Source organism: Pseudomonas sp. MYb13, from assembly GCF_002980075.1.
In the GTDB taxonomy this organism is placed as follows: domain Bacteria; phylum Pseudomonadota; class Gammaproteobacteria; order Pseudomonadales; family Pseudomonadaceae; genus Aquipseudomonas; species Aquipseudomonas lurida.
Genome location: NZ_PCQI01000010.1, coordinates 32,352 through 55,790 on the forward strand (window position 1 = coordinate 32,352; position 23,439 = coordinate 55,790).

Sequence of the window (23,439 nt, forward strand, 5' to 3'; positions counted from 1 at the left end):
CTTGCCTTTGAACGCCACCCGTCACGACAGGGCAGCGGGCCTTCGGTGACATCAAATTGTCATCTCCCCACCACTTGACTGCCATATTCCACCGCTACTGTCCTCGCCAATGAGATCGATCTCAAGCGAGTGACAATGACTGACCTCAAAGACGTAGCAAGGCTGGCCGGCGTATCCCGCGCCACCGCCGCCCGTACCTTCGCTTCCCCCGAGCAGGTGCGCCCGGCCACCCGTGAGCAGGTGTTCGCCGCCGCCCGCGAGCTGGGGTTTCGCCCCAACCTGTTGGGTCGCCAGTTGCGCCTGCAAACCACCCAGTTGATCGGTGTGGTGGTGCCAAACCTGCTCAACCCGGTCTTCGCCGAACAATTCCAGGCCATGGAGCGCGCCGCTCGGGCGCGCGGCTACAGCTTGTTGCTGGCGACCACAGACTACGACAGCGAACGCGAAAGCAGCGTGGTGGAAGAACTGCTGCGCCAGCGCGTCGACGGCCTGGTGCTGACGGTCACCGATGCCGAGAGCAACAGCGTGCTCAGCAGCCTCAACACCGAACAGACCCCGTTCGTGCTGGCCTACCATCAACCGAGCAACCCCAACTACAGCGCCGTGTCAGTCGACAACCGCGCCGGCATGGCATTGGCGACCCGGTATCTGTTGGAGGCGGGCCACCGACGCATCAGCATGGTCGCCGGCCCCGCGTTGCAGTCCGACCGTGCCCGCCTGCGTTACGCCGGCTATTGCGATGCGATGAAGGAAGTGGGCTTGGACTGCCGCCCGGTGATCGAAATGCCGGCCCATACCCAGGCCGAATTCGCGGCCATCGAGCCGTTCCTCCAAGGCCCTGGCGCGCCCACCGCGCTGGTGTGTTCCAACGACTTCCTCGCAATCAGCCTGATCGCCGAATTGCGCCGCAACGCCTGGAACGTGCCCCAACAACTCTCGGTGATGGGCTTTGACGGTATCAGCCTCGGCACCCAGATACACCCGACCCTGTGCAGCGTGGTGCAGCCCATTGCGCTGCTCGCCAGCACCGTGATTGACCAGTTGCTGGCGCAGATCGCCGGCAACGCCCCGATTTCCCATTGCCTGCCGTGCCACATCCGCCCCGGCGACAGTACCCAACCCCATGAGGAGACCCTTGATGCGCGCACTCAGTAAAACCCTGGCAGCCTTGCTGCTGTGCGGTGCGGCCAGCCTGGCCCAGGCCGCCGACACCGCGATTTGCTACAACTGCCCGCCGGACTGGGCCGACTGGGGCACCCAGCTCAAGGCCATCGCCGCCAGCACCGGCGTGCAGGTGCCGCTGGACAACAAGAACTCCGGCCAGTCCCTGGCACAGTTGGTGGCGGAAAAAGCCGCACCGGTCGCCGACGTCGTGTACTACGGCGTGACGTTCGGCCTGCAGGCGCAAAAGGCCGATGTGGTCGGTACCTACAAACCCAAGGCCTGGGAGCAGATTCCCACGGGCCTGAAAGACCCGGCCGGCCATTGGTTCGCGATTCACTCCGGCACCTTGGGCATCATGGTCAACGTCGACGCGCTCGGTGGCTTGCCGGTGCCGCAAAGCTGGGCCGACCTGCTCAAGCCTGAGTACAAAGGCATGGTCGGTTACCTCGATCCCTCCAGCGCCTTCGTCGGCTACGTCTCGGCAGTGGCGATCAACCGCGCCATGGGCGGCGACCTGGACAACTTCGCCCCGGCTATCGACTACTTCCAGAAACTGGCGAAAAACGCCCCCATCGTGCCCAAGCAGACGGCGTATGCGCGGGTGCTGTCCGGTGAGTTGCCGATTTTGGTGGACTATGACTTCAACGCCTACCGTGCGCGTTACAAAGACAAGGCCAACGTCGCCTTCGTGATCCCCAAGGAAGGCAGCATCAGCGTGCCTTACGTGATGAGCCTGGTCGCCAACGCACCCCACCGCGCCAACGCGGAAAAAGTCCTCGACTTCGTGCTGTCGGACGAAGGCCAGGCACTCTGGGCCAAGGCTTACCTGCGTCCTGTGCGCCCGATGAAAATGCCCGCGGACGTGGCCGCACAGTTCCTGCCCGACAGCGACTATGCGCGTGCCGGCGTGGTGGACTACGAAAAAATGGCCGCTGTGCAGGAAGCCTTCGCCGCCCGTTACCTGAACGAGGTCAAGTAAGTGGCTGCATCGGCAAGACAGGCGGCCTGGGCGCTGGCCCCGGCCTTTGCAGTGCTGCTCGCGTTCTGGCTGTTGCCGCTGGCGCACTTGGTGGTGCTCGGTGCCGAGAGCCGCGACAGCAACGGCAGCGGTTACTGGCAGGTGCTCAGCAGCGCCCAGTACCTGGGCAGCCTGGGGCAAACCCTGGTGCTGGCGGTGGTGGTGACGCTGGTGGCGTTGGTGATCGGCGGCATCAGCGGTGTGTTCCTCGCCCGGCAGCAGTTCTTCGGGCGCTCGGCGCTGGTGGCGTTGTTGACGTTTCCGCTGGCGTTTCCCGGCGTCGTGGTGGGCTTCCTGGTGATCCTGCTGGCCGGGCGCCAGGGCCTGTTCGCTGCCCTGGGCCTGCAACTGGCCGGTGAGCGCTGGATTTTTGCCTACTCGCTGGCGGGGTTGTTCGTGGGCTACCTGTACTTCTCGATTCCACGGGTAATCCTCACGGTGATGGCCGCGTGCGAGAGCCTCGACCGCAGACTGGAGGAAGCCGCGCACTCGCTGGGTGCCGGACATTGGCGGGTGGTGTGCGATGTGATTGTGCCTGGCCTGGCACCCGCGCTGGCGTCCTGCGGGGCGATCTGTTTTGCCACCTCCATGGGCGCCTTCGGTACCGCCTTTACGTTAGGCACGCGGCTGAATGTCACCCCGGTGGCGATCTACAACGTGTTTACCAACTACGCCAACTTTGCCGTGGCGGCTGCGCTTTCCGTGGTCCTCGGCGCGGTGACCTGGGCCGTGTTGCTGCTCACGCGACGGCTGGGGAAAAACGCGGGGACTGTGCTGTGAAACGCTCATCGCTGTTTGTGATGCAACTGTTGTTCACCCTGCTGGTGTGTGCCTTCATGCTCGTGCCGGTGGTGATGTCGCTGTTGGCCGGGCTGACGCGTAATTTCTTCGTCGGCTTGTCCAGTGGCTTGACCGTCGACTGGTTGGTCCAGGTGTGGCAGGCCTATTCGCCCACCGTGTGGCTGTCCCTGCAACTGGCGCTGGCCTGCGCGGTATGCGTCTGTGTGGTTGGCGTACCGGCGGCCTATGCCTTGGTACGCATGAACAACCGCTTCAGTCGCGCGTTCGAAGAACTGATGGTACTGCCGGTGGCGATGCCGGGGTTGGCCAGTGCGCTGGCCTTGCTGCTCACCTATGGCCAGTTCGGCAGCTTCCGTAGCAGTTGGTTGTTCATCCTGGTCGGCCATGTGCTGTTCACCTTGCCGTTCCTGGTGCGCCCGGTGATGGCGGTGATGCAGCGCCAGCAACTGCCAGTGCTGGAGGCGGCCGCTGCGAGCCTGGGCGCCGGGCCGATCAAGCGTTTTTTCAGCGTGGTGGTGCCCAACTGCCGCGCGGGGATCCTGGCGGGTGTGTTGATGGTGGTCACCTTGTCCCTGGGTGAGTTCAACCTGACCTGGATGCTCCACACGCCGATGACCAAGACGCTGCCCGTGGGCCTGGCGGACAGCTACGCCTCGGCGCGCCTGGAAATCGCCAGCGCCTACACCCTTATCTTTTTGCTGATGATCGTGCCGCTGCTGATTGCGCTGCAGGCCATCAGCGCCCGTTTGTCCCGTGGAGAGCGTCGATGACCGCTATCACTATTCGCCTGCAGGGCTGTCGCAAGGCGTTCGCCGACGGCACCGTGGCCGTGCATGACTTGAACCTGACCGTCGAAGGCGGTGAAACCCTGGCGATCCTTGGCCCGTCCGGCTGTGGAAAAACCACGACCTTGCGCCTGATCGCCGGTCTCGAACGCCCGGACGTGGGCCAGGTGTTTTTCGGTGACCAGGACGTAACCCGCCTGCCGATCGAACGCCGCGATGTGGGCATGGTGTTCCAGAACTACGCGCTGTTCCCCAACCTGGATGTGGCCGGGAACATCGTCTACGGCTTGAAGATTCGCGGTATGTCGGTGCCAGAGCGCAACGAGCGCTGCGACGAGTTGCTGGAACTGGTGGGCTTGCAGAATCACGGCAAGCGCAGCATCCACGAACTCTCCGGCGGCCAGCGCCAGCGCGTAGCCCTGGCCCGTGCCTTGGCGCCGCGCCCCAAGGTGTTATTGCTCGATGAGCCATTGGCAGCGCTCGATGCGCAACTGCGCGAACGCCTGCGCAGCGAGCTGAATGAACTGCTGCGCGGCCTCGGTATCACCTCGGTATTCGTCACCCACGACCAGGGCGAAGCCATGGCCCTGGGCGATCGCATCCTGGTGATGGAACACGGCCGTGTCGCCCAGTTGGCCAGCCCACGGGACATCTACCAGAAGCCGGCCAACGCCTTCGTCGCGGGGTTTGTCGGCAACCTCAATGCCTTCGCCGTGATCGAGCCGTCGGCCCGTGGCTTGAAAGTCTGTGGCGGCGAGTTGCCGTGGCACGGCACCGATCTGCCCAGCACCCTGTACTGCCGCCCCGAACACCTGCGGGTGATGGAGAGCGAAGGGCACCTGCACGGGCGTCTGCTGGCGCAGTTTTTCCAGGGCGCGCAGAGCCGCCTGCTGGTGGATGTGGGCGGCCCGCAACCGCTGCTCGTCGACAGCAGCGACAACCAGGTGTACGCCGTCGGCGCGCCGATTGCCCTGGCCGTCGCGCCGCACATGTTGTTCACCCTGAATGCCTGAGAATCTATTGTGAATCGTCCGTTCCTCGTCGCGCAGATCAGCGACCTGCATCTTAAAGCCGGCCAGCGCCTCACCTATGGCGTTGTCGATACCCTGGGCGCACTGCGCCGTGCCGTCGACCACCTGAACGCCAGCCACCCGCGCCCCGATATCGTGGTCATCAGCGGTGACCTCGTGGACTTCGGCCGCGCCGATGAATACGCCGTGTTGCATCCCGAACTCGCTCGACTGCACATGCCGTGCTACCTGGTGCCGGGTAACCACGACAGCCGCGAGCCGTTGCTGGATGCGTTCCGTGATCACCACTATTTGCCTGCCTCGGCGCAGGGCCCATTGGACTGGGTGGTGGACGAGCATCCTCTGCGTTTGATCGGCCTCGACTCCACCATTCCTGGCGGCCACGGCGGCCAGTTGCTCGACAGCCAATTGCAGTGGCTGGATGCACAACTGGCACTGCGTCCTGACGCGCCGACGCTGTTGATCCTGCATCACCCGCCGTTCATCAGCGGTATCGGCCATATGGACCGTGAACCGTTCATCAATGCCGCTGCGCTGGAGCGCGTGGTGGCTCGCCATCCGCAGGTGGAGCGCCTGCTGTGCGGCCACCTGCACCGGCCGATGCAACGACGTTTCGGCGGCAGCCTGAGTTGTGTGTGCCCCGGCACCTCCCACCAGATCGTGCTGGATTTGCAAGAAGCGGCGCCCGCGCATTTCAACCTGGAGCCGGCGGGCTATTTGTTGCATCGATGGGAGGCGCAACAAGGTTTGATCAGCCACAACGGCGTGTTCGGGGACTACCCGGGGCCGTATCCGTTTTATGACGCTCATGGATTGATTGACTGAGGTTGTACGGAGGTTCATTCGCTCAACTAAGCCGTTAGACGTTAGTTCACGCACCGGCCAACCCGAGTTTGGCCGTGTGCTTCCTGCTGCCCATTTTTTGCGCCCGGAACTTGGATTCCGCGCCGGAGCTCGTCCTGATGAAAGCCACTTTGAATGTATTAAGCGTATTGACCGGCGGCCTGGGCATTGCCCTGAGCCCCTTGGCCTCGGCTGATTTCCTGAGTGACAGCAAAGCCAACGTGAGCATGCGCAACTTCTACTTCAACAACGACAACCGTGACGGCACCGCCGCACCGTCCAAGACCGAAGAGTGGGGCCAGGCGTTTATCCTCAACTATCAATCGGGCTTTACCGATGGCACTGTCGGGTTCGGTCTGGATGCAGTGGGCATGCTCGGTATCACCCTCGACAGCGGTGCCGGTCGCCATGTGGGCAGCTCGATGATCCCTAACGACGATGGCAAGGCTGCCGACAACTGGGCCCGTGGCGGCGCGACGGCCAAGGCACGTTTCGCCAAGAGCGAGTTGCGCTACGGCTACCTGCGCCCGAACCTGCCGATCCTGGTGAGCAACGACGGCCGTCTGTTGCCGCAGTCTTTCGAAGGCGGGCAAGTCACCAGCAAGGACATCGACAACCTGACCCTGATCGGCGGTCAACTGCAGCACACCACCGGTCGTGGTTCCAGCGACCGCAGCGGCCTGGCGGCAGCGGGTGGCACCCAGGAAAGCAACAAATTCAACTACGCGGGTGCCGACTACCAAGTGACCAAGGACCTGATGGTCCAGTATTACTACGCGAACCTCGAAGACTATTACCAACAGCACTTCGCCGGCCTCATCCATGTATTGCCACTGGGCGACTACGGCTCATTGAAAACCGACCTGCGTTACTTCAAGACCACCGCCGACGGCAAGAACAGCAGCGCCGCCGGCCGTGCCGAAGGCTACAAGCTTGGCGGCTACACCAAGAACGGCAACGGTGAAATCGACAATAACACCTGGAGCGCGGCGTTCATCTACTCACTGGGGCCCCATGCGATCACCGCCGGCTACCAGCAGGTCTCGGACGACAGTAACTTCGCGCAACTCAACCAGGGCGGCCTGGTGAACAAAGGGGAAGGCGGTTCCAGCCTGTACCTCTACACCGACCGTACCGTGCAGACCTTCATCCAGGCCGGTGAGCGCACCGCCTTTGCCCAATACGCCTATGACTTTGCATCGCTCGGCGTGCCGGGCCTGAAGGCCTCGGTGATGTACTTGAAGGGCGACCACATCCTCACCGCCAGCGGCAGCGATGCCAGTGAGTGGGAGCGCGATATTTCCCTGGACTACGTGGTGCAGAGCGGCACGTTCAAGAACGTCGGGTTCGGCTGGCGCAACGGTGTGTCGCGCAGTGAAGTGGCGCGGGACCAGGATCAGAATCGGGTGTTTGTGAGTTATTCGATTCCGTTGCTGTAACGACACCTCTCACCCCAAGGACCCCATGTGGGGGGCGAGAACGCCCACATGGGATCCGTGTTGCCGAGTGAGCGATGAGCGCCTCAGCGGCGCCTGCTCGTCCTGACATGCGTTGCAGTGCTATCAGCCACCTGATCAAAGCCACATCGTAGATAAAACGCTGCGGCTTTGGGCGTATCGGTGAAGACATGTACGGCCTCGAATGCCAACTCGGCGTGTTTCAGCAGCGCCTGTACCAGGTCCTTGCCCACGTGACGCCCGCGCATTGCAGGCGCAACGAATACCCGTCGCAATCGACCTACCGTCGGGCCGGCATACGGGTCAGAGGACACTCCGCCGATAGCGACTAACTGCTCGTTGCAGAAGACGCCCAAAAGGCACTCGCCCGGTTGATCGAATCGATTGGAGTGGTCTTGCCACTCTGTAATCAGTCGCGTCACGAATCTGAATCCTTCCCTGACCGCTTGCGCTTCCAGCTCAACGATTTGTTCCGGCAGTTCTTTGATCGGACGTATCGAAAGCAGTTGGGTCACGGCGACTCTCCGTCAAACCAGGCTGCCTTGGATTCCACACAGCTGTGAGTCTGTTTCTGCGCGTTAACAGTCGTGTCGAGCGTGCCGAGCGCAATCGAGATCCACTCGGGATAGCGGCCCCTGGCGTCGCTCCAGAACAGTGAAGACCCGCACTGCGAGCAGAATTGCCGAGTGACGCCCGGCGATGACTCATAGCTTTTCAGCGCAGCCGGCGTGGCCTGCACAGTGATCGCTGACAGGGGGGCGCTGGCGTAAGTGGCAAACGCGGCGCCATGGCTTTTCTGGCATTTTTTGCAGTGGCAGTGGGTGATAGCCTTGAGCGGGGTCGAGACTAGATAGGTGACGGCGCCGCAGAGGCAGCTGCCTTGGGTGAATGCGTCCATGTGAGGTCATATCCTGAATGAAACAGTAGACACTTTACCTGTGGCGAGCGCTCTAGCCACAACAGGCTCGCTCGCAATCGATTCACCTGCCATAGGGGTGTCGTGTTCAGGCCACGCGGTTCCTGCCTCCCGCCTTGGCCTCGTACAATTGCATGTCCGCGCGCTTGAGCAGCGCCGAGGTGTCTCGGTCCGAAGGCTCGGCCACGCTCACGCCAATACTCACGGTCACATGGCCCACGGTTGGGAACACCGCCGTTTCCACGGCCTTGCGGATTTTTTCTGCAACCACTTCGGGGCTGTCGGGTTCTTCGATTTCGGGCAGCAGCACCGCGAATTCCTCACCGCCGTAACGTGCGACAAAGTCGGTGGCGCGGGTGGTGTTTTCAATCAGGACGGCCAACTGGCACAGTACGTCGTCGCCGATGGCGTGGCCGTAGGTGTCGTTGACGCGCTTGAAGTAGTCGGCGTCGATCAGCAGCAGGGCGAAGGTGCGGCCGGTGCGTTGGAACAGCAGGCTGTTTTCGGCGAGTTTTTCGTCGAAGCGGCGGCGGTTGAAGACACCGGTCAAAGCATCGTGGGTAGCAAGCTTGAGCAGGTCGGCATTGGCTTGGGTAAGGTCGGCGGTACGTTGCGCGACAGTGGCTTCCAGGGAGGCGTTGGCGTCTTGCAGTTCGCGTTCCTTGGACAGCAGGGACTGGGTCATGCCGGTGAGCGAGCGTCCCAACTGGGCGATTTCCAGCACCGGGTGTTCCTGGGGGAAGACCGCGCCGGGTTGATGGTCCTGCACCTGCTTGGCGGACCGGGCCAGGCGTTCGATCGGGCGGCTGAGGGTGGACGCCAGATAATAGGCGACGAGCCCGAACACCACTGCCGCGATAAGGCCCAGCAGCAACAACCTGTACAGCAGCACGCGCGCCGGTTGCAGCGCGACATCCAAGGGTTGGCGCACCATGATGTACCAGCTCACGTTTGCATTCGACGGGCTGGGCACTGCCACCGATGCGGTGACGTAGCCATTGCCGGTGGACCAGCCCGACGGCTTGCCCAGGTTGGCCGGTGGCATCCGCTCACCCGCCAACGCTTCCGGGTAGAGCACTTTGCCGTCGAAGTCGACAATCAGGGCTTCCAGGTCTGGCACCGCATCCTTCTGCATCAAGGCAGAGTCGACAATCTGCGTCACCCAGCGCCAATGCGCGTGCGCGCCCAGTACGCCGATGGTCTCGCCCTGGGCGTTGCGAATCGGTGCGGCGAAATCGATAAAGCGCAGCGGCTCACCGTTAGCGGCCCCCGGCAGCAGCTTGGCCAGCAGCACGGCTTCATGGGGATCACCGGTGTACTCGCCGCGCATGCCCGCCTGGAACCATGGTCGTTGCTGCACCGACTGATTGACCAGCAAACCATTGACCGCCTGGCGTACCTTGCCCTCGGCGTCGGCCACACCCATCCAGGCATACTCGGCGCGCGATTGGGTGCGCAGTTCCATCAAGGTCAGGATGTCCGGCGCGTCAAGATCGCCCTTGCGCATGATCGGTGCCTTGCTCAGCAAGGACACCTCCAACTGACGTTCGCGCAGTTGCACGGCCAATAGCGCAGCGGTAGAGCGCGCCGTACTCAGCAGCGCATTGCCGCTGGCCTGTTTCATCTGCTCGGTGGCGATATGACCCACATAAAAGCCCACGCTCAACAACGTGAGCAACGATAAACCGGCGAACCATAGGGTCAGGTGGCTGCGTAGGCTGGCTTTGATCATGGGGGCTCATCGGGGGTGGGTGTTACGACCCATGGTATGTGTATTGAATGGGGCGCGGCCAGTGATGGATGCGCATATTCCACGCATTAACATGAGCAAATCTTGTGATCATCTAGAATATAATGAGTTTGTCTCACGATGCCTGCCTGCCGACAATAGCTGCCATATCTATCGACATTGGAGTTGTAAGTCATGGCAGTCGCTCATTCCCTCGGATTTCCGCGCATTGGACGCGATCGCGAACTGAAAAAAGCGCAGGAAGCGTTCTGGAAGGGCGAGCTCGACGAAGCCGGTCTGCGTGCCGTTGGCCGTGAATTGCGCAAGACCCACTGGGCGCTGCAGAAGGACGCGGGTATCGAACTGCTGCCTGCCGGTGATTTTGCCTGGTACGACCAGGTGCTTATCCACTCGCTGATGTTCGGCGTGATTCCTGAGCGTTTCCGTCCAGCCGATGGCAACGCCACCCTGCACACGCTGTTCGGCATGGCGCGCGGCGTCAGCGACAGCTGCTGCGGTGGTGCCCACGCACAGGAAATGACCAAGTGGTTCGATACCAACTACCACTACCTGGTGCCCGAATTCAGCGCTGACCAGCACTTCCACCTGGGGTGGGACCAGTTGTTCGAGGAAGTGCAGGAAGCCCGCGACCTGGGGCATGACGTCAAGCCCGTCATCATTGGTCCATTGACCTACCTGTGGCTGGGCAAGGCCAAGGGTGGCGACTTCGACAAGCTTGACTTGCTGGAACGCCTGTTGCCGTTGTACGGGCAGATCTTCCAGCGCCTGGCTGACCTGGGTGTGGAGTGGGTACAGATCGACGAGCCCATCCTGGTGCTCGACCTGCCGCAGGAATGGAAAAACGCGTTTGAGCGCGCCTACAACCTGATCCAGCGCGACCCCCTGAAAAAGCTGGTGGCTACCTACTTTGGTGGGCTGGAAGAAAACCTCGGTCTTGCCGCCAACCTGCCGGTTGATGGCCTGCACATCGACCTGGTGCGTGCACCCGACCAGTACCCGACCATCCTTGATCGCCTGCCGGCTTATAAAGTGTTGTCCCTGGGCGTGGTCAATGGGCGCAACGTCTGGCGTTGCGACCTGGAAAAGGCCCTGGCCACGTTGCAGCATGCCCATGAAAAGCTCGGTGATCGCCTGTGGGTGGCGCCATCCTGCTCTTTGCTGCATAGCCCGGTGGACCTGGGCCGTGAAGACAAACTGGATGCTGAACTGAAGAGCTGGCTGGCATTCGCCGTACAAAAGTGCGCCGAGGTGGCCGTGTTGGCTCGTGCGGTCAACGCACCTGAAGCGCCAAACGTAGTTGCGGCCCTGGCCGAGAGCCGCGCCGTGCAGGCAGCCCGCGCCGCCTCTGCGCGTATCCATAAACCCGTCGTGCAGGCCCGTGTCGCTGCGATCACCGCCAAGGACAGCCAGCGCCATTCACTGTTTGCCCAGCGTATCGAGAAGCAACGTGCTGGCCTCGACCTGCCGCTGTTCCCGACCACCACCATCGGTTCGTTCCCGCAAACCGCGTCGATCCGCCTGGCGCGCCAGTCCTACAAGGCCGGCAAGCTGAGCGAAGCGCTCTACGTCGAAGCGATGCACAGCGAGATCAAGCACGCCGTTGAAGTGCAGGAAAACCTCGGCCTGGACGTGTTGGTACACGGTGAGGCGGAACGTAACGACATGGTCGAGTACTTCGCCGAGCAACTCGACGGCTATGTATTCACCCGCTTCGGCTGGGTACAGAGCTACGGTTCGCGCTGCGTGAAACCGGCAGTGATCTTTGGTGACCTGAGCCGCCCGAAGGCGATGACTGTGGAGTGGATCCGCTACGCCCAAGGCCTGACCAGCAAGGTCGTGAAGGGCATGCTGACCGGCCCGGTGACCATGCTGATGTGGTCATTCCCGCGCGAAGACGTGAGCCGCGAAGTGCAGGCGCGTCAACTGGCCCTGGCGATTCGTGACGAAGTGGTGGACCTGGAAGCCGCCGGCATCAAGATCGTGCAGATCGACGAAGCCGCCTTCCGTGAAGGCCTCCCATTGCGCCAGGCACAGTGGCAGCACTACCTGGACTGGGCCACCGAAGTGTTCCGCCTGTGTGCCTCGGGTGTGCGTGACGAAACCCAGATCCACACGCACATGTGCTACAGCGAGTTCAACGACGTGATCGAGTCCATCGCGGCGATGGATGCCGATGTGATCACCATCGAGACGTCACGTTCGGACATGGAGTTGCTGGACGCGTTCGAAGCCTTCGCTTATCCGAACGAAATCGGCCCGGGCGTCTACGACATCCATTCGCCACGCGTGCCGGATGCATCGGAGATGGCCAACCTGCTGCGCAAGGCAGCGAAGCGGATCCCGGCTGAGCGCCTGTGGGTGAACCCGGATTGCGGCCTGAAAACCCGTGGCTGGGCGGAGACGGAAGCGGCGCTGATCCACATGGTGACGGCGGCCCGTCAACTGCGCGCCGAACTGGCCTGACACTGTTAGCAAAGGTGGGCGCTGGCTCTTGTGGGCGCTGGCTTGCCTGCGATTGCATCACCGCAGTCTCACTCAAGACCGAGGCGCACGCATCGCAGGCAAGCCAGCTCCCACAGAAAAGCAATCGGGGTGCTACAGGTATTTGAGCCAGGCCAGGTCGCGGCGCCGAGCCTTGAGACCTGCGAACCAGCGTACCGGTGGGTACAGCACCAGGGGCAGCAGCAGCGCCACCAGCCAGATGGCGCCGATGCTGTCGAAACCGAAGTAATTGCCGTGGTTGAGGCCAAACAGCGCCACACAGGCGACGTAGAGGATTTTCAGTACATACAGGTGCAGTAAATAAAAGAACATCGGCGCCGCCCCGAACGTGGCCAGGATGCCAATCCAGCGTTTTTGCCCCGCACGTTCAAACGCCAGCAACAGCAGCAACCCAATCCCAAGGGTCAACGCCAGGAACAGCAGCGACGGTGGATATTTGGTGATGTTGAAAAAGCTCATCAGCGTCTGCACGCCGTTTTCATACGCCTGCCAGGGTTTCTCGCCATACCCGTTGGCTGCCCGCAACACCACGAATCCTACCAGCGCGCCCACTCCCGCCAGCAACAGGTACCACTGACGCACTGTCGGCTGAATGCCTTTGGCGAACCACGGGCCCAGGCCGTACCCCAACGCAATCACGCCGATCCATGGCAGCACCGGGTAGGTGGTCCGCAGCCGCAGCGAATCACCGACGTCGATCCAACTGCGCTCATGCAGGATCGTCCACGGAATCTGCAAGGCTGAACTGGCCTCGACGTGCAGCCCGTCCAGCACGTTGTGCCCGCCCATGATCACCAGCGCCAAGGCGATCAGCACGGCACGCGGCAACCACACGAGCAACGCCAGGGCGAGCATGCTGACGCCAATGGCCCAGATCACCTGCATATAGATCACGCTGGGTGGCAGTTGGAAGGTCCAGGCGAAGTTCACCAAGGTAAATTCCAGCACTATCAGGAACAACCCGCGCTTGAACAGGAACGCCGACACATCGCGTCGGCCTTGGTACTTCTGGCCGTACAGCCACGCGGATAACCCCGTGAGCAGTACAAACACCGGCGCGCACAGGTGGGCGAGGGTGCGGCTGGCAAACAGTGCAGGCTCGGTGCTGTCGATGGTCATCGGGTCGCTGACCTGGCGGTGCAGCAGGAAGGTTTCGCGCACGTGGTCCAGTAGCATGAACAGGATCACCAGCCCGCGCAGGGCGTCGATGGAAAGCAGGCGTTGGCGCAGAGGAACAGCGTCAGTCATGGGCGAACATCACAGGGTAGGACGGGAGTGGGGTGTTATCCTATAACATTAATTTGCGCGTTGCCGCGATTCCTTGCTCGGATTAGATTGCTATCAATGTTTAGTTACTCCTTGGCCCCTGCGCCGGTGATTCGCATGTCGTCTTCCCTCAATCTGCCCGTCCAGGCGCTGTACTGCGAACACCGCGGTTCTGGATACCTTCGGCATCGACCGATCACCACCATCGAGCTCGGGTTTCTGCTAACGTCGAGGCGTTCGATTGGGAGTAGGCAGTGACAATGAGCAACCATACAGCGCAATCCGTCATCGACTTCTGGAAGCACGCCGGCCCCAAACGCTGGTTCGCCAAGGACGAGGCCTTCGACGCGGTGTTCCGCGAGACTTTCCACGGTACCCACCTGCAAGCGGCCCGGCGCGAACTGGAACACTGGCTGGACTCTGCCGAAGGAGCCCTGGCGTTGCTGATCCTGCTGGACCAATACCCCCGCAATGCCTTTCGTGGCACCGCCCATATGTTTGCAACCGACCCGCTGGCGCGCCTGTATGCCGCTCGCATGGTGGACGCGGGGCTCGATCATCAGGTGGAACCGGCATTGCGCGCATTCTGTTATCTGCCGTTCGAGCATTCGGAAGACCCGGCGGACCAGCAGCGCTCCCTGAGCCTCAACCAGGCACTGGACGCCAGCACCTACCATTGGGCCAAGGAACATGCCCGGATCATCGAACGGTTCGGGCGCTTTCCTCATCGTAATCAGGTGTTGGCTCGGCAGACCACGGAGGCAGAACGCGTATTCCTGGAAGAGGGTGGGTTTGCCGGTTAGTGCAGTATTCCGCCAAGGAATGCCCCCATAAAAACAGCGCATTGTCTTTCTGGCGGCACATCTCGTAGCGTGGTGCTCCCCTCAAGGAGAATCGCTATGCGCCTGTATGTGGATCATCTGTACACCAGCCCCTATGCCATGTCGGTGTTCGTCACCCTGCGCGAAAAAAGCCTGGCGTTCGACACGCTGACCGTGGACCTGGATGCCGCGCAACAGCATGCGGCCGACTTTGCCCAACTGTCCCTGACCCAACGCGTGCCGACGTTGGTGGAAGGCGACTTTGCCTTGTCGGAGTCTTCAGCGATCACCGAGTACCTGGAGCAGGCCTACCCCCAGACACCTGTTTACCCGGCTGACCCCAAGCAGCGGGCGAGGGCGCGCCAGGTGCAGGCGTGGTTACGCAGCGACTTGCTGCCGATCCGTCAGGAACGTTCGACGATGGTGGTGTTCTACGGGCAGAAGATGCCGCCACTGTCGCCTGACGCCGAAGCGGCGGCGGCCAAATTGATCAGCGCGGCGCACACCCTCTTGGCGGGCAATTCGCCGTACTTGTTCGGTGAGTGGTCGATTGCCGATGTGGACTTGGCCGTGATGCTCAATCGTTTGATTCTCAACGGCGACAGCGTGCCTGCGGCGTTGGTGGAATACGCACAACGCCAGTGGCAGCGCCCCTCGGTGCAAGCGTGGGTGCAGCAGCAACGCCCGGCGCTGTAACCGACCATTCATCCTGCGCGTGGGGGGGCGCTCTTGACAGGCGTCACCCTGCGGCAGAATACTCTGCCCATATTCATATATATGACTAAATAATAAAGTGAATGTGGCCCATGAATACGCTGTCCAGTGATGCCCGCCTGCCGCTTTACCAACGCTTGCGCGACCATTTGGTCGAGCAGATCGCCAACAATCGCTGGCGGCCCGGCGAAGCCATCCCCACCGAGGCGGTGCTGTCCGCCGAGTACGCGCTGTCTACCGGCACCGTGCGCAAGGCCGTCGACGCGCTGGTGAGCGAAGGCATTCTTGAACGCCAGCAGGGCCGTGGCACCTTTGTGCGCCGTCCGCAATTCCAGTCTTCCCTGTTTCGCTTTTTCCGTTTCCAAGGTCCCTCGGGCGAACGCCAGGTGCCGCAAAGCCGCATCCTGAGCGTCGAGTCGGTGGCCGCGCCGTCGGCGGTCAGCGAAGCGCTAGGCCTGGCGCCCGGGGCCCAGGTGATTCGCATCATGCGGACCCGTTTGCTGGATGTGCAGCCGCTGCTGGCTGAAGAGATCTGGCTGCCGCGCGCGCGTTTCCAGGCGTTGCTGGACATCGACCTGTCCCAGCAAGGCCCGCTGCTCTACCCGGTGTACGAAAGTGCCTGCGGGCAGGTGGTGGCCTCGGCCGAGGAAACCCTCACCGCAGAGTCGGTCAACGCGGTGTACGCGCGATTGCTGCAGGTGCCGGTCAACAGCCCTGTGGTGGTGATCGAGCGCCTCGCCCGCGATTACGCCGGCCAACCCCTGGAGTGGCGACGCTCCCGTGGGCATGCCGAGCACTTCCGATACCGCGTGGATATTCGCTGACCCCCTACCCGTATTTCTGAGTGTTTGCCCAACACCGGCCTGGCTCTGGCGCGGTTCGCGCCCGGCCGCCTTGCGTTTGACCTATAAGGATAAAAAATCATGTTCAGTTGGTATCGCCAAGTCACTCCTCGGGAGCGCAAAACGTTCTGGGCCTGCTTCGGTGGATGGTCCCTCGACGCACTGGAAGTACAGATGTTCGGCCTGGCGATCCCGGCACTGATCGCCGCCTTCGCCTTGAGCAAGGGCGATGCGGGGCTCATCAGTGGAGTCACGCTGGTTACATCAGCCATCGGAGGCTGGGTCGGCGGAACCTTGTCCGATCGCTACGGGCGGGTGCGGACCCTGCAATGGATGATCCTGTGGTTCTCGTTCTTCACATTCCTGTCGGCGTTCGTCACCGGTTTCCATCAGTTACTGATCGTCAAGGCGCTGCAAGGCTTTGGTATCGGCGGTGAGTGGGCGGCGGGCGCGGTGTTGATGGCCGAGACCATCAACCCCAAGTACCGTGGCAAGGTCATGGGCACCGTGCAAAGCGCCTGGGCCGTGGGCTGGGGCGTGGCGGTCGGCGTGTTCGCGCTGATCTATTCGTTTGTGCCGCAGGACATGGCCTGGCGTGTGATGTTTGTGGTGGGCTTGCTGCCGTCGTTCCTGATTATCTGGGTGCGTCGCAATGTCGAAGAACCCGACAGCTTCCAGCGTTTGCAAAAAGAGCAGGGGATACCGCAGAGTTTCTTCAAGTCCCTGGCGGGCATCTTCCGCCCGGAACTGATCCGCGTCACGTTGTTCGGGGGGCTGCTCGGCCTGGGTGCCCACGGGGGTTACCACGCGGTGATGACCTGGTTGCCGACCTTTCTCAAGACTGAGCGCAACCTGTCGGTGCTCAACTCCGGCGGTTACCTGGCGGTGATTATCTTTGCCTTCTGGTGTGGTTGCATCGCGAGTGGTTGGCTGATCGACCGCATCGGGCGGCGCAAGAACATCGTGCTGTTCGCGCTGTGCTGCGTCATCACCGTGCAGGCCTACGTGTTCCTGCCGCTGACCAATACCCAGATGCTGTTCCTGGGTTTTCCGCTGGGCTTCTTCGCGGCCGGTATCCCGGCCAGCCTGGGGGCGTTGTTCAACGAACTGTACCCGGCCGACGTGCGCGGTGCTGGCGTGGGCTTTTGCTATAACTTCGGGCGCGTGCTCTCGGCAGTGTTTCCGTTCCTGGTAGGGCATATGAGCGACTCCATGTCCCTCGGCTCGGCCATCGGCATCGACGCCGGGATTGCCTACGGCGTCGCCGTGATCGCTGCGCTGTGCCTGCCGGAAACCCGTGGGCGAGTGTTGGAAGCGGCTCCCGTCGACAGCGTAGTGACGGGCCAGCGCGCCCAGGCTTGATACCTTTTTACTCTTGAAAGACGAACCCCAATGCTTGATAACCGCTCCATCTCCGGCATCGACGCCCACGCCCACGTGTTCAGCCAGGCGCTGACCCTGAGCGGCGAACGCCGCTACACCCCTGGCTATGACGCCACGCTGGCGGACTACCTTGGCCACTTGCGCGCCCATGGTTTGAGCCACGGGGTACTGGTGCAACCCAGCTTTTTGGGCACCGATAACCGCTACCTGCTAGCCGCGTTGCAGCAGGCGCCCGATCAGTTGCGCGGCGTGGCAGTCGTGGCGCGCGATACTCCGCGCGACACGTTACAGGCCATGGCCCGCTCGGGCGTCGTCGGCGTGCGGTTGAACCTGGTGGGCCGGGCGTTGCCGGACTTTTCCGAGCACGGCTGGAAAGCGTTTTTCGAGCACATCGTCGCGCTGGGCTGGCATGTGGAGTTACACCGCGAGGTCGAAGCCCTGCCGACGTTGGTGCGTGAATTGATGCCCTTCGGGGTCAAGCTGGTGGTCGACCATTTCGGGCGCCCGGATGCGCGACTGGGTGTGGAGCAGCGTGGCTTTGCCCAATTGCTGGAGTTGGGCCTCAGCGGCCAACTGTGGCTGAAGGTCTCGGGTATCTATCGCTTGGCGGGCACCCCGGCACAGAACCTTGAGTTTGCCTGCCAGGCCATGCCCTTGCTGCAACAGAGCTTTGGCCTGCGACGGCTGGTGTGGGGCAGTGACTGGCCCCATACCCAGCATGAGACGTCCATCGGCTACGCCGGTGTGATCGAGCAACGCCAGGCCCTGGGCTGGTCGGCACCGGTCGAGCAGGCGTTGCTGATCGATACACCGCGCCAGCTATTCGGCTTCCACAGCCCTTAGCCAAGCCTCTTCCACGCGGCGATCCAGGTCCTCCCAATCCGCCATGCCCAGCACCCGCGTGGTGTTCAAGCCACGCAGGTAACCGCGCAATTGATGGGCGCTGGCGCTGACCTGGTCAGCGCTTGCTGCCTCGTCCTGCAGCACGTGTTCATAGTCGACCAGGTAATCGGCGATCCGCTCGCGAAACTCAGGAAGGACGGCTTCGCGGATGCGGTCGAAGGTTTTCTGGTGGGGCTTCATAGCGTGGTCCTTATAGGTTTTATGGGTGCACTATCGGTTCAGATAATAGTCACCATCACGGATCGCAAGTTCTGTTTTTGCAGGAAAAGCGCAAAATCAGCCCCATCGAGACGCTGTTCAAGGAAATGCGCGATGAGGACGATGATTCAGCTGGTTTTAATGATGTTGATGCTTGGCACGGTCGCGATCAACAACGCGGCAATCGCCGATGACCTGCGTACGGGCCATTTGCTACCCATCAACGCTAGCGTAGAATCCCTGCAGCACGCGCAGTCAGTGGGTGTATTGCTGAGCGAAAACACCCGCGACAACCTCAGCTACCTTGAACGCTACCACGACATGGCCTTGAATGGCGCCAAGGATGCCCTCGATGGGCGTATCCGCCAGGCGTTCGTCAACAGTTCCGATCCGGAGCTGGCCATTGATTGGTTGATGAGCTCGCTGCAGGGCACCTTTATCTCGGTGACCGTCTACGACAACCTGGATGCCCTGGTGCAGGCTCACCCCGATGTGGTGGTGATGCTCGATACCCATAACCAACTGCTGACCCAGCGTAACGATCGGGTCGAGGCGCGTTTTGTTGCGCGGTTCTATGATGCGAACCTGCAATACATCGCCAAAGCCGAAGGCTCGGTGCACAAGCTGGTGCCGTCGGTGTGGGTGCATGACAAGGCCGCACCGGAAATTGCCGCGCAGATCGAGCAGCAACGGGATGTACAGCTCGATGCGTTGAAGCAGTTCGATGTGTCGCTAAAGGCTCTGGTTCGTGCGGGTTGATGTGAACCTTTATTTTTACAGTCAGGAATTTTTCATGCGCGCTTTGTTCGTACCGGCCTTGGCCTTTGCTTCCCTGTTGCTGGCCGGCTGTGTTTCTGCCCCCAATGCCCCGACGCTCACCCTGCAAACCAGCAAGTCCCCAGAGGCTTATGTGCAATGTGTATTGCCCAAGCTGGAGAAGCACGGGATCACTTCGACCGTCACGCAGAACTCGCGCCACGCCAGAGTGGTGTTGACCAGCAAGATCGCCGCCGATGACGTACTGGAAGCCTACAAGTCCCAGGACGGTGGCAAGGTGTTCTTGTATGAGCGCAAGCCGCTGGCGTCGACGATTACGCCGTCACGGTTGGAGTTGGCCGCACAAGAATGCAAATAATTCCAAGCCATACATAGTCAATGTGGGAGGGGGATTGCCCCCCGAGGGCGGCGAATCAGCCAGGACATCGTTGACGGACACACTGCAGTCGGGAGCAAGCTCCCTTCCACATTTTGGTTCAGGTATGGCTCAGGGCTTGGCTTCGTTACTGAAGTTATTGACGGTCTTGACCAGCCCTTGCGCCGCCAGCGCCACCAATTCCCCACCTTTCTCTACCGTCGCCAGCGCGGGGTCCGAGCCCATGCGCCCATCGGGGAAGCGCGCGCGAAAGTCCAGCGCTTCGCGGATTGGCCCGGTGTTGGCGATCTGTGGCGAGTAGTCAGCCGTCTTGATCGACTCCGGGTACGCCCACTGCGTTACCGCAATCTCCGAGGGTGTGGCATGGCTGCCGTGGCCCACCGGGAATTGGCGTTGGGCCAGGTCGGTCACGCCTTCCAGGTCCCACCAGTTCACCAGCTTGAGTGCGAACCCGGCCGGACGGCGGGCGAAACTGGCTTCGGCATACAGCTCGGAAAACGCTGCTTCAATGGTGGCAATATTGCCGCCATGGCCGTTCAGAAACAGAATCTTCTCGAAACCATGCCCGGCCAGCGAACGCACCCAGTCGCCGATCGCAGCGATAAACGTGGAAGGGCGCAGCGAAATGGTGCCCGGAAAACCCAGGTGATGCTGGGCCATACCGATGTTGAAGGTCGGGCCGATCAGGATGTCGGCGTTCTTCTGCGCCTCATGGGCGATGATTTCCGGGCACATCCAGTCGGTGCCCAACAGCCCGGTAGGGCCGTGTTGCTCATTGGAGCCGATGGGTATCACCACCGTGCGGCTGCGTTCCAGAAACTGGCCGATCTCGATCCAGGTGGATTGGTGTAGAAGCATGCGTGGCTCTCTTTTTTATCGATGGGGACAGGCTATCCGCCACGGATTGTACGACTACTCGCCACTTGTTGGGGTTTGCAATTGAGGTACGTCGAGGACTTCAGCCAGCGCTGGTCGGGGTACCACGAAAACATGAATTGCCCATCCTTGAGCTTGTCCACTACCTGGCGCGCCACCTGCGGGCGCACGGCCGGGCAGCCCTGGCTGCGGCCGATACGACCTTCGCGCTTGCTCCACAAGGGGCTGACGTAGTCGGCGGCATGAATCACGATCGCGCGGTCGCGGGCCTGGTCATTGAAGCCTGGCTCAAGCCCGTCCATGCGCAGCGAGTAGCCGTGGGTGCCCAGGTAACTTTCCTGGGTACGGAACAGGCCCAGGCTGGACTGGTGGCTGCCTTCCAGATTGGAGAACTGGGTGGCGAAGTTTTCCCCGGACTTGGCGCCATGGGCGACCAGGTCGCGCAGCACCAGGGTCTTCTTGCGTAAATCGAAGATCCACAGCCGACGGGCGGTCGAAGGCTGCGAGTAGTCAATAACCGCTAGGCGCTCGGATCGTTCCTCGCCGTTATTGACCGCGCACTGCACGGCGTTCAGGGCGCTTTTGAGCACAGTGGGATTGAGTTCTGGAGCCGAGCGCGCCAGGCTGCTATACAAGGAAGGAGGGGTGCCATTGGCAGCGAGCGCAGTATTGCTCAGAGCGGCCAGGCTCACGGTGATCAAGCCCAGGGTAGTCATCCCGAGGCGGCACATAAAAGTCAGCATCTACAGTACATCCCCCCACTGTGGATTGGAGCAAAGCCAATTGTTCAAAAAACACGCATGTTACTTGAGCATTTGCCTGCTCGTTGCACCATTGGTCGCGACAGCCGATGCGCTGCCGGTCGAGCCGTTGCCGGTGACAACCCCGGCTCCGGTTGAACTGGCACCGGTACAACAGGCGCTGGCGCAACTCCCCAGCGTGTGCCCCAGCCTGGCACCGCTGATCGATGCGGCCGCCCTGTCGCGCCTGCAAGCCTTCTACCAGCAACAGGGCAACACGCCCCTGTGGTCTGGCGATGAGCGCCGCCAAGCCCTGCACGCTCAGTTGCTGCTGCTCGCCGATGACGGCCTGGACCCCACCCACTATAGCCTGCCGGCGGTGGATGCCACGGCCAACGTGCTGTGCAGCGATATCGACACCAGCCAGCACTACCTGCAAGCCCTGCAGGACTTGCACTATGGGCGCCTGCAGCAATCGCGCTTCGAACCGCTGTGGCATTCCCAGCCGCCCACCCGCGACCCCAACGTTGAAGTGCTGGCCTTTGCCGCCACCGGCTTGCAAGACATGGCCCAGGCGTTCGACCAGGCACGCCCCAGCGCCGATTTATACCGTAGCCTGCGCAATGCCTACTCCACTGTGCGCCAACAGCCGCTGCCCCATTGGGACCCGGTCGCCACCGGCCCTCTGTTGCGCCCCGGCATGGAAGACCCGCGCGTCCCGGAATTGGCGCGGCGGCTGATCAGTGGTGGTTACCTGGCCAAGGCGCCCAGCGGCAAGCAATACCGCGATGAACTGGTCAAGGCGGTCAAGGCGTTCCAGCTCAGCCATTCACTGCAAGCCGACGGCGTGATCGGTGCCGGCACGGTGGCCGAGCTCAATATCAGCCCGGCGGTTCGCCGCGAGCAACTGCGCATCAACCTTGAACGTTTCCGCTGGCTGGCCCAGGACCTGGAACCCGAAGGCGTGCTGGTCAACGTTGCCGCTGCGCAACTGAGCGTGTACCAGAGCGGCATCCCCGTGTGGCAAACCCGCCTGCAAGTCGGCCGCGCCGAACGCCAGACGCCGTTGCTCAAATCGCGCATCACCCGGCTGACGCTCAACCCCACCTGGACCATCCCGCCCACCATCATGCGCGAGGACAAACTCCCGGCCATCCGCCTCAACCCCGAATACCTGCGCCAGCAAAACCTGCAAGTGCTCGACGCCGAGGGCCATCCGCTGGCGCCGGAACAGGTCGACTGGGCGCGCCCCGGCAATATCCTGCTGCGCCAGGAAGCCGGCCCGCGCAACCCGCTGGGCAAGATCGTGATGCGCTTTCCCAACCCGTACTCGGTGTACCTGCACGACACGCCGAGCCAGCCGCTGTTCACCAAGGGGCCGCGGGCGTTCAGCTCGGGCTGTGTGAGGGTCGAGCAACCCTTGTTGCTGCGGGACCTGCTGGTGAGCCCGGCCGAACGCGCCCGTACCGATGAATTGCTGGCCACCGGCGTCACCCATGAATTCAGGCTGGCCACGCCGGTGCCGGTGCTGTTGGGCTACTGGACGGTCGAGGTCGACCGCCAGGGCGGCTTGGTGTACGCGCCGGATATCTACGCACGCGACCTGGTGTTGATGAAGGCGATGGGCAGTGTGCTTTGAGGCCACACTCACTGTGCAGCCAGGCTGCGGGTTGTGGCATAGGGGCAAAAACCCTTGCCTTGGCCAGGGGGGCTTGCTACTCCATACCTGAGAGGCGCTTCAAAGCCATCGCGACGGCTTGATCCGGGGTCAGGAGCGCGGTGTCGATCTTCACCGACGCCTCATCCCATGGCTCGTATTCGTGCGCCAATACAGAGTGCCAAGTGGGGGGCGTCAGGCCGGGAATATCCCCCACGCGGCTTTCCACCCGCCGTTGATGTGCCTGGTGGTCAGAGCACACCACGCGAATATTGATCAGCTCAACCTCTGCCATTGTTGCCACCGCCTTCCACGCGTCCCGGCTTTCCCTGACCGGGTTCACGCAGTCCGCCACCACGGTGTTGCCCAGCTGCAGGTTACTCAACGCCAACGCATTCGCCACGCTGTACCCGCTGGCAGCGACATCGCCCGCCAGTACATCGGCATCGCGGATCGCCTGTTCGATCACGTCGATACGCAGGTAAACCGCACCGGTCCGGCGCGCCAGTTCGCGGGCGATTGTCGTCTTGCCAGTGCCGGGCAGTCCGCTGAAGACAATTAGCATGGGTGGGTCTCATAAGGTTGGGCCGGTTCAGAGTATCCTTCAGTTCCCCCACAG

The 23,439-nt window shown here is 62.1% G+C and carries 24 protein-coding genes; 16 read left to right on the plus strand and 8 right to left on the minus strand.

All coding sequences use genetic code 11. The annotated features are described in order from the left end of the window. The first annotated feature begins 135 nt into the window (after window positions 1–135). The 7 genes from CQ002_RS18220 to CQ002_RS18250 all read left to right on the plus strand — a co-directional run bounded on the left by CQ002_RS18220 (window position 136) and on the right by CQ002_RS18250 (window position 7,081). Window positions 136–1,155, plus strand: a complete 1,020-nt coding sequence (locus CQ002_RS18220; RefSeq protein ID WP_034106250.1) for a LacI family DNA-binding transcriptional regulator — start codon at window positions 136–138, stop codon at window positions 1,153–1,155. Beyond that, complete coding sequence (locus tag CQ002_RS18225) at window positions 1,139–2,143, plus strand: ABC transporter substrate-binding protein (protein ID WP_105162413.1); 1,005 nt, start codon at window positions 1,139–1,141, stop codon at window positions 2,141–2,143. Before CQ002_RS18220 ends, CQ002_RS18225 begins: the two co-directional genes overlap by 17 nt. Continuing rightward, a complete protein-coding gene (locus CQ002_RS18230; protein ID WP_105162412.1) occupies window positions 2,144–2,962 on the plus strand; it encodes an iron ABC transporter permease in 819 nt (272 codons plus the stop codon). It begins immediately after the preceding gene. Beyond that, window positions 2,959–3,753, plus strand: coding sequence for an ABC transporter permease (locus CQ002_RS18235; protein WP_105162411.1), 795 nt, complete (start codon window positions 2,959–2,961; stop codon window positions 3,751–3,753). The genes CQ002_RS18230 and CQ002_RS18235 overlap by 4 nt, the downstream gene beginning before the upstream one ends. After that, the gene (locus tag CQ002_RS18240) at window positions 3,750–4,781 is read left to right on the plus strand and encodes an ABC transporter ATP-binding protein (RefSeq protein ID WP_105162410.1); all 1,032 of its coding nucleotides are present in this window, start codon (window positions 3,750–3,752) and stop codon (window positions 4,779–4,781) included. Before CQ002_RS18235 ends, CQ002_RS18240 begins: the two co-directional genes overlap by 4 nt. Before the next feature lie 9 nt (window positions 4,782–4,790). After that, on the plus strand, window positions 4,791–5,624 hold the full coding sequence (locus CQ002_RS18245) for a phosphodiesterase (protein ID WP_034106240.1): 834 nt from the start codon (window positions 4,791–4,793) through the stop codon (window positions 5,622–5,624). Between the two features lie 137 nt (window positions 5,625–5,761). Beyond that, entirely contained in the window at window positions 5,762–7,081 is a 1,320-nt protein-coding gene (locus CQ002_RS18250; RefSeq protein WP_105162409.1) for an OprD family porin, read from the plus strand. A gap of 83 nt (window positions 7,082–7,164) precedes the next feature. Here CQ002_RS18250 and CQ002_RS18255 read toward each other — a convergent pair whose 3' ends face one another. From CQ002_RS18255 to CQ002_RS18265, 3 genes are all read right to left on the minus strand, one after another. After that, window positions 7,165–7,614, minus strand: coding sequence for a GNAT family N-acetyltransferase (locus tag CQ002_RS18255; RefSeq protein ID WP_105162408.1), 450 nt, complete (start codon window positions 7,612–7,614; stop codon window positions 7,165–7,167). Next, the gene (locus CQ002_RS18260; protein ID WP_034106233.1) at window positions 7,611–7,997 is read right to left on the minus strand and encodes a GFA family protein; all 387 of its coding nucleotides are present in this window, start codon (window positions 7,995–7,997) and stop codon (window positions 7,611–7,613) included. Before CQ002_RS18260 ends, CQ002_RS18255 begins: the two co-directional genes overlap by 4 nt. Before the next feature lie 106 nt (window positions 7,998–8,103). After that, window positions 8,104–9,747 carry a sensor domain-containing diguanylate cyclase gene (locus tag CQ002_RS18265; protein ID WP_034106231.1) on the minus strand — a complete coding sequence of 548 codons (1,644 nt, stop codon included), beginning with the start codon at window positions 9,745–9,747 and terminating at the stop codon, window positions 8,104–8,106. Window positions 9,748–9,939: 192 nt separating this feature from the next. Here CQ002_RS18265 and metE point away from each other — a divergent pair, with 192 nt between their 5' ends. Beyond that, window positions 9,940–12,228 carry a 5-methyltetrahydropteroyltriglutamate--homocysteine S-methyltransferase gene (metE, locus tag CQ002_RS18270; RefSeq protein ID WP_105162407.1) on the plus strand — a complete coding sequence of 763 codons (2,289 nt, stop codon included), beginning with the start codon at window positions 9,940–9,942 and terminating at the stop codon, window positions 12,226–12,228. A gap of 132 nt (window positions 12,229–12,360) precedes the next feature. Here the strand turns inward: metE and CQ002_RS18275 are convergent, their stop codons facing one another. Continuing rightward, window positions 12,361–13,515 carry a DUF1624 domain-containing protein gene (locus CQ002_RS18275; RefSeq protein ID WP_034106226.1) on the minus strand — a complete coding sequence of 385 codons (1,155 nt, stop codon included), beginning with the start codon at window positions 13,513–13,515 and terminating at the stop codon, window positions 12,361–12,363. 278 nt (window positions 13,516–13,793) lie between these two features. Between CQ002_RS18275 and CQ002_RS18280 the strand changes: the two genes are divergently transcribed. The 5 genes from CQ002_RS18280 to CQ002_RS18300 all read left to right on the plus strand — a co-directional run bounded on the left by CQ002_RS18280 (window position 13,794) and on the right by CQ002_RS18300 (window position 18,136). Then, window positions 13,794–14,336 (plus strand): DUF924 family protein, encoded by a 543-nt coding sequence (locus tag CQ002_RS18280; RefSeq protein WP_098466686.1) that lies wholly within the window; start codon window positions 13,794–13,796, stop codon window positions 14,334–14,336. Between the two features lie 96 nt (window positions 14,337–14,432). Beyond that, window positions 14,433–15,050, plus strand: a complete 618-nt coding sequence (yfcF, locus tag CQ002_RS18285) for a glutathione transferase (protein WP_105162406.1) — start codon at window positions 14,433–14,435, stop codon at window positions 15,048–15,050. 110 nt (window positions 15,051–15,160) lie between these two features. Next, on the plus strand, window positions 15,161–15,892 hold the full coding sequence (locus tag CQ002_RS18290) for a GntR family transcriptional regulator (protein WP_034106220.1): 732 nt from the start codon (window positions 15,161–15,163) through the stop codon (window positions 15,890–15,892). Window positions 15,893–15,991: 99 nt separating this feature from the next. Further along, window positions 15,992–17,272: an MFS transporter gene (locus CQ002_RS18295; RefSeq protein ID WP_034106218.1), complete on the plus strand. Its 1,281-nt coding sequence runs from the start codon at window positions 15,992–15,994 to the stop codon at window positions 17,270–17,272. A gap of 30 nt (window positions 17,273–17,302) precedes the next feature. Then, on the plus strand, window positions 17,303–18,136 hold the full coding sequence (locus tag CQ002_RS18300) for an amidohydrolase (RefSeq protein WP_034106217.1): 834 nt from the start codon (window positions 17,303–17,305) through the stop codon (window positions 18,134–18,136). Here CQ002_RS18300 and CQ002_RS18305 read toward each other — a convergent pair. Next, on the minus strand, window positions 18,113–18,376 hold the full coding sequence (locus tag CQ002_RS18305; RefSeq protein ID WP_069077475.1) for a hypothetical protein: 264 nt from the start codon (window positions 18,374–18,376) through the stop codon (window positions 18,113–18,115). The two genes, CQ002_RS18300 and CQ002_RS18305, sit on opposite strands and share 24 nt — an antisense overlap. A gap of 132 nt (window positions 18,377–18,508) precedes the next feature. Between CQ002_RS18305 and CQ002_RS18310 the strand changes: the two genes are divergently transcribed. Beyond that, window positions 18,509–19,153, plus strand: coding sequence for a hypothetical protein (locus tag CQ002_RS18310; RefSeq protein WP_034106213.1), 645 nt, complete (start codon window positions 18,509–18,511; stop codon window positions 19,151–19,153). A gap of 34 nt (window positions 19,154–19,187) precedes the next feature. Beyond that, window positions 19,188–19,529, plus strand: coding sequence for a hypothetical protein (locus CQ002_RS18315; protein WP_034106210.1), 342 nt, complete (start codon window positions 19,188–19,190; stop codon window positions 19,527–19,529). Window positions 19,530–19,658: 129 nt separating this feature from the next. On the opposite strand, the gene CQ002_RS18320 is transcribed toward CQ002_RS18315, so the two are convergent. Next, complete coding sequence (locus CQ002_RS18320) at window positions 19,659–20,405, minus strand: creatininase family protein (RefSeq protein WP_034106208.1); 747 nt, start codon at window positions 20,403–20,405, stop codon at window positions 19,659–19,661. Window positions 20,406–20,437: 32 nt separating this feature from the next. After that, complete coding sequence (locus tag CQ002_RS18325; RefSeq protein WP_069077478.1) at window positions 20,438–21,166, minus strand: murein L,D-transpeptidase catalytic domain family protein; 729 nt, start codon at window positions 21,164–21,166, stop codon at window positions 20,438–20,440. Window positions 21,167–21,206: 40 nt separating this feature from the next. Between CQ002_RS18325 and CQ002_RS18330 the strand changes: the two genes are divergently transcribed. Next, on the plus strand, window positions 21,207–22,802 hold the full coding sequence (locus tag CQ002_RS18330; RefSeq protein WP_034106204.1) for a murein L,D-transpeptidase: 1,596 nt from the start codon (window positions 21,207–21,209) through the stop codon (window positions 22,800–22,802). A 76-nt stretch (window positions 22,803–22,878) separates the two neighbouring features. On the opposite strand, the gene CQ002_RS18335 is transcribed toward CQ002_RS18330, so the two are convergent. After that, window positions 22,879–23,385: an AAA family ATPase gene (locus CQ002_RS18335; protein ID WP_105162405.1), complete on the minus strand. Its 507-nt coding sequence runs from the start codon at window positions 23,383–23,385 to the stop codon at window positions 22,879–22,881. Between the last annotated feature and the right edge of the window lie 54 nt (window positions 23,386–23,439).

Excerpts from the sequence above, each read along its gene's own strand:
- CQ002_RS18220 (WP_034106250.1), top strand. The coding sequence starts at position 136 with ATGACTGACCTCAAAGACGTAGCAAGGCTGGCCGGCGTATCCCGCGCC.
- CQ002_RS18225 (WP_105162413.1), top strand. The coding sequence starts at position 1,139 with ATGCGCGCACTCAGTAAAACCCTGGCAGCCTTGCTGCTGTGCGGTGCG.
- CQ002_RS18240 (WP_105162410.1), top strand. The coding sequence starts at position 3,750 with ATGACCGCTATCACTATTCGCCTGCAGGGCTGTCGCAAGGCGTTCGCC.
- CQ002_RS18250 (WP_105162409.1), top strand. The coding sequence starts at position 5,762 with ATGAAAGCCACTTTGAATGTATTAAGCGTATTGACCGGCGGCCTGGGC.
- CQ002_RS18260 (WP_034106233.1), bottom strand. The coding sequence starts at position 7,997 with ATGGACGCATTCACCCAAGGCAGCTGCCTCTGCGGCGCCGTCACCTAT.
- CQ002_RS18265 (WP_034106231.1), bottom strand. The coding sequence starts at position 9,747 with ATGATCAAAGCCAGCCTACGCAGCCACCTGACCCTATGGTTCGCCGGT.
- metE (WP_105162407.1), top strand. The coding sequence starts at position 9,940 with ATGGCAGTCGCTCATTCCCTCGGATTTCCGCGCATTGGACGCGATCGC.
- CQ002_RS18275 (WP_034106226.1), bottom strand. The coding sequence starts at position 13,515 with ATGACTGACGCTGTTCCTCTGCGCCAACGCCTGCTTTCCATCGACGCC.
- CQ002_RS18280 (WP_098466686.1), top strand. The coding sequence starts at position 13,794 with ATGAGCAACCATACAGCGCAATCCGTCATCGACTTCTGGAAGCACGCC.
- yfcF (WP_105162406.1), top strand. The coding sequence starts at position 14,433 with ATGCGCCTGTATGTGGATCATCTGTACACCAGCCCCTATGCCATGTCG.
- CQ002_RS18290 (WP_034106220.1), top strand. The coding sequence starts at position 15,161 with ATGAATACGCTGTCCAGTGATGCCCGCCTGCCGCTTTACCAACGCTTG.
- CQ002_RS18295 (WP_034106218.1), top strand. The coding sequence starts at position 15,992 with ATGTTCAGTTGGTATCGCCAAGTCACTCCTCGGGAGCGCAAAACGTTC.
- CQ002_RS18300 (WP_034106217.1), top strand. The coding sequence starts at position 17,303 with ATGCTTGATAACCGCTCCATCTCCGGCATCGACGCCCACGCCCACGTG.
- CQ002_RS18305 (WP_069077475.1), bottom strand. The coding sequence starts at position 18,376 with ATGAAGCCCCACCAGAAAACCTTCGACCGCATCCGCGAAGCCGTCCTT.
- CQ002_RS18310 (WP_034106213.1), top strand. The coding sequence starts at position 18,509 with ATGAGGACGATGATTCAGCTGGTTTTAATGATGTTGATGCTTGGCACG.
- CQ002_RS18315 (WP_034106210.1), top strand. The coding sequence starts at position 19,188 with ATGCGCGCTTTGTTCGTACCGGCCTTGGCCTTTGCTTCCCTGTTGCTG.
- CQ002_RS18320 (WP_034106208.1), bottom strand. The coding sequence starts at position 20,405 with ATGCTTCTACACCAATCCACCTGGATCGAGATCGGCCAGTTTCTGGAA.
- CQ002_RS18325 (WP_069077478.1), bottom strand. The coding sequence starts at position 21,166 with ATGCTGACTTTTATGTGCCGCCTCGGGATGACTACCCTGGGCTTGATC.
- CQ002_RS18335 (WP_105162405.1), bottom strand. The coding sequence starts at position 23,385 with ATGCTAATTGTCTTCAGCGGACTGCCCGGCACTGGCAAGACGACAATC.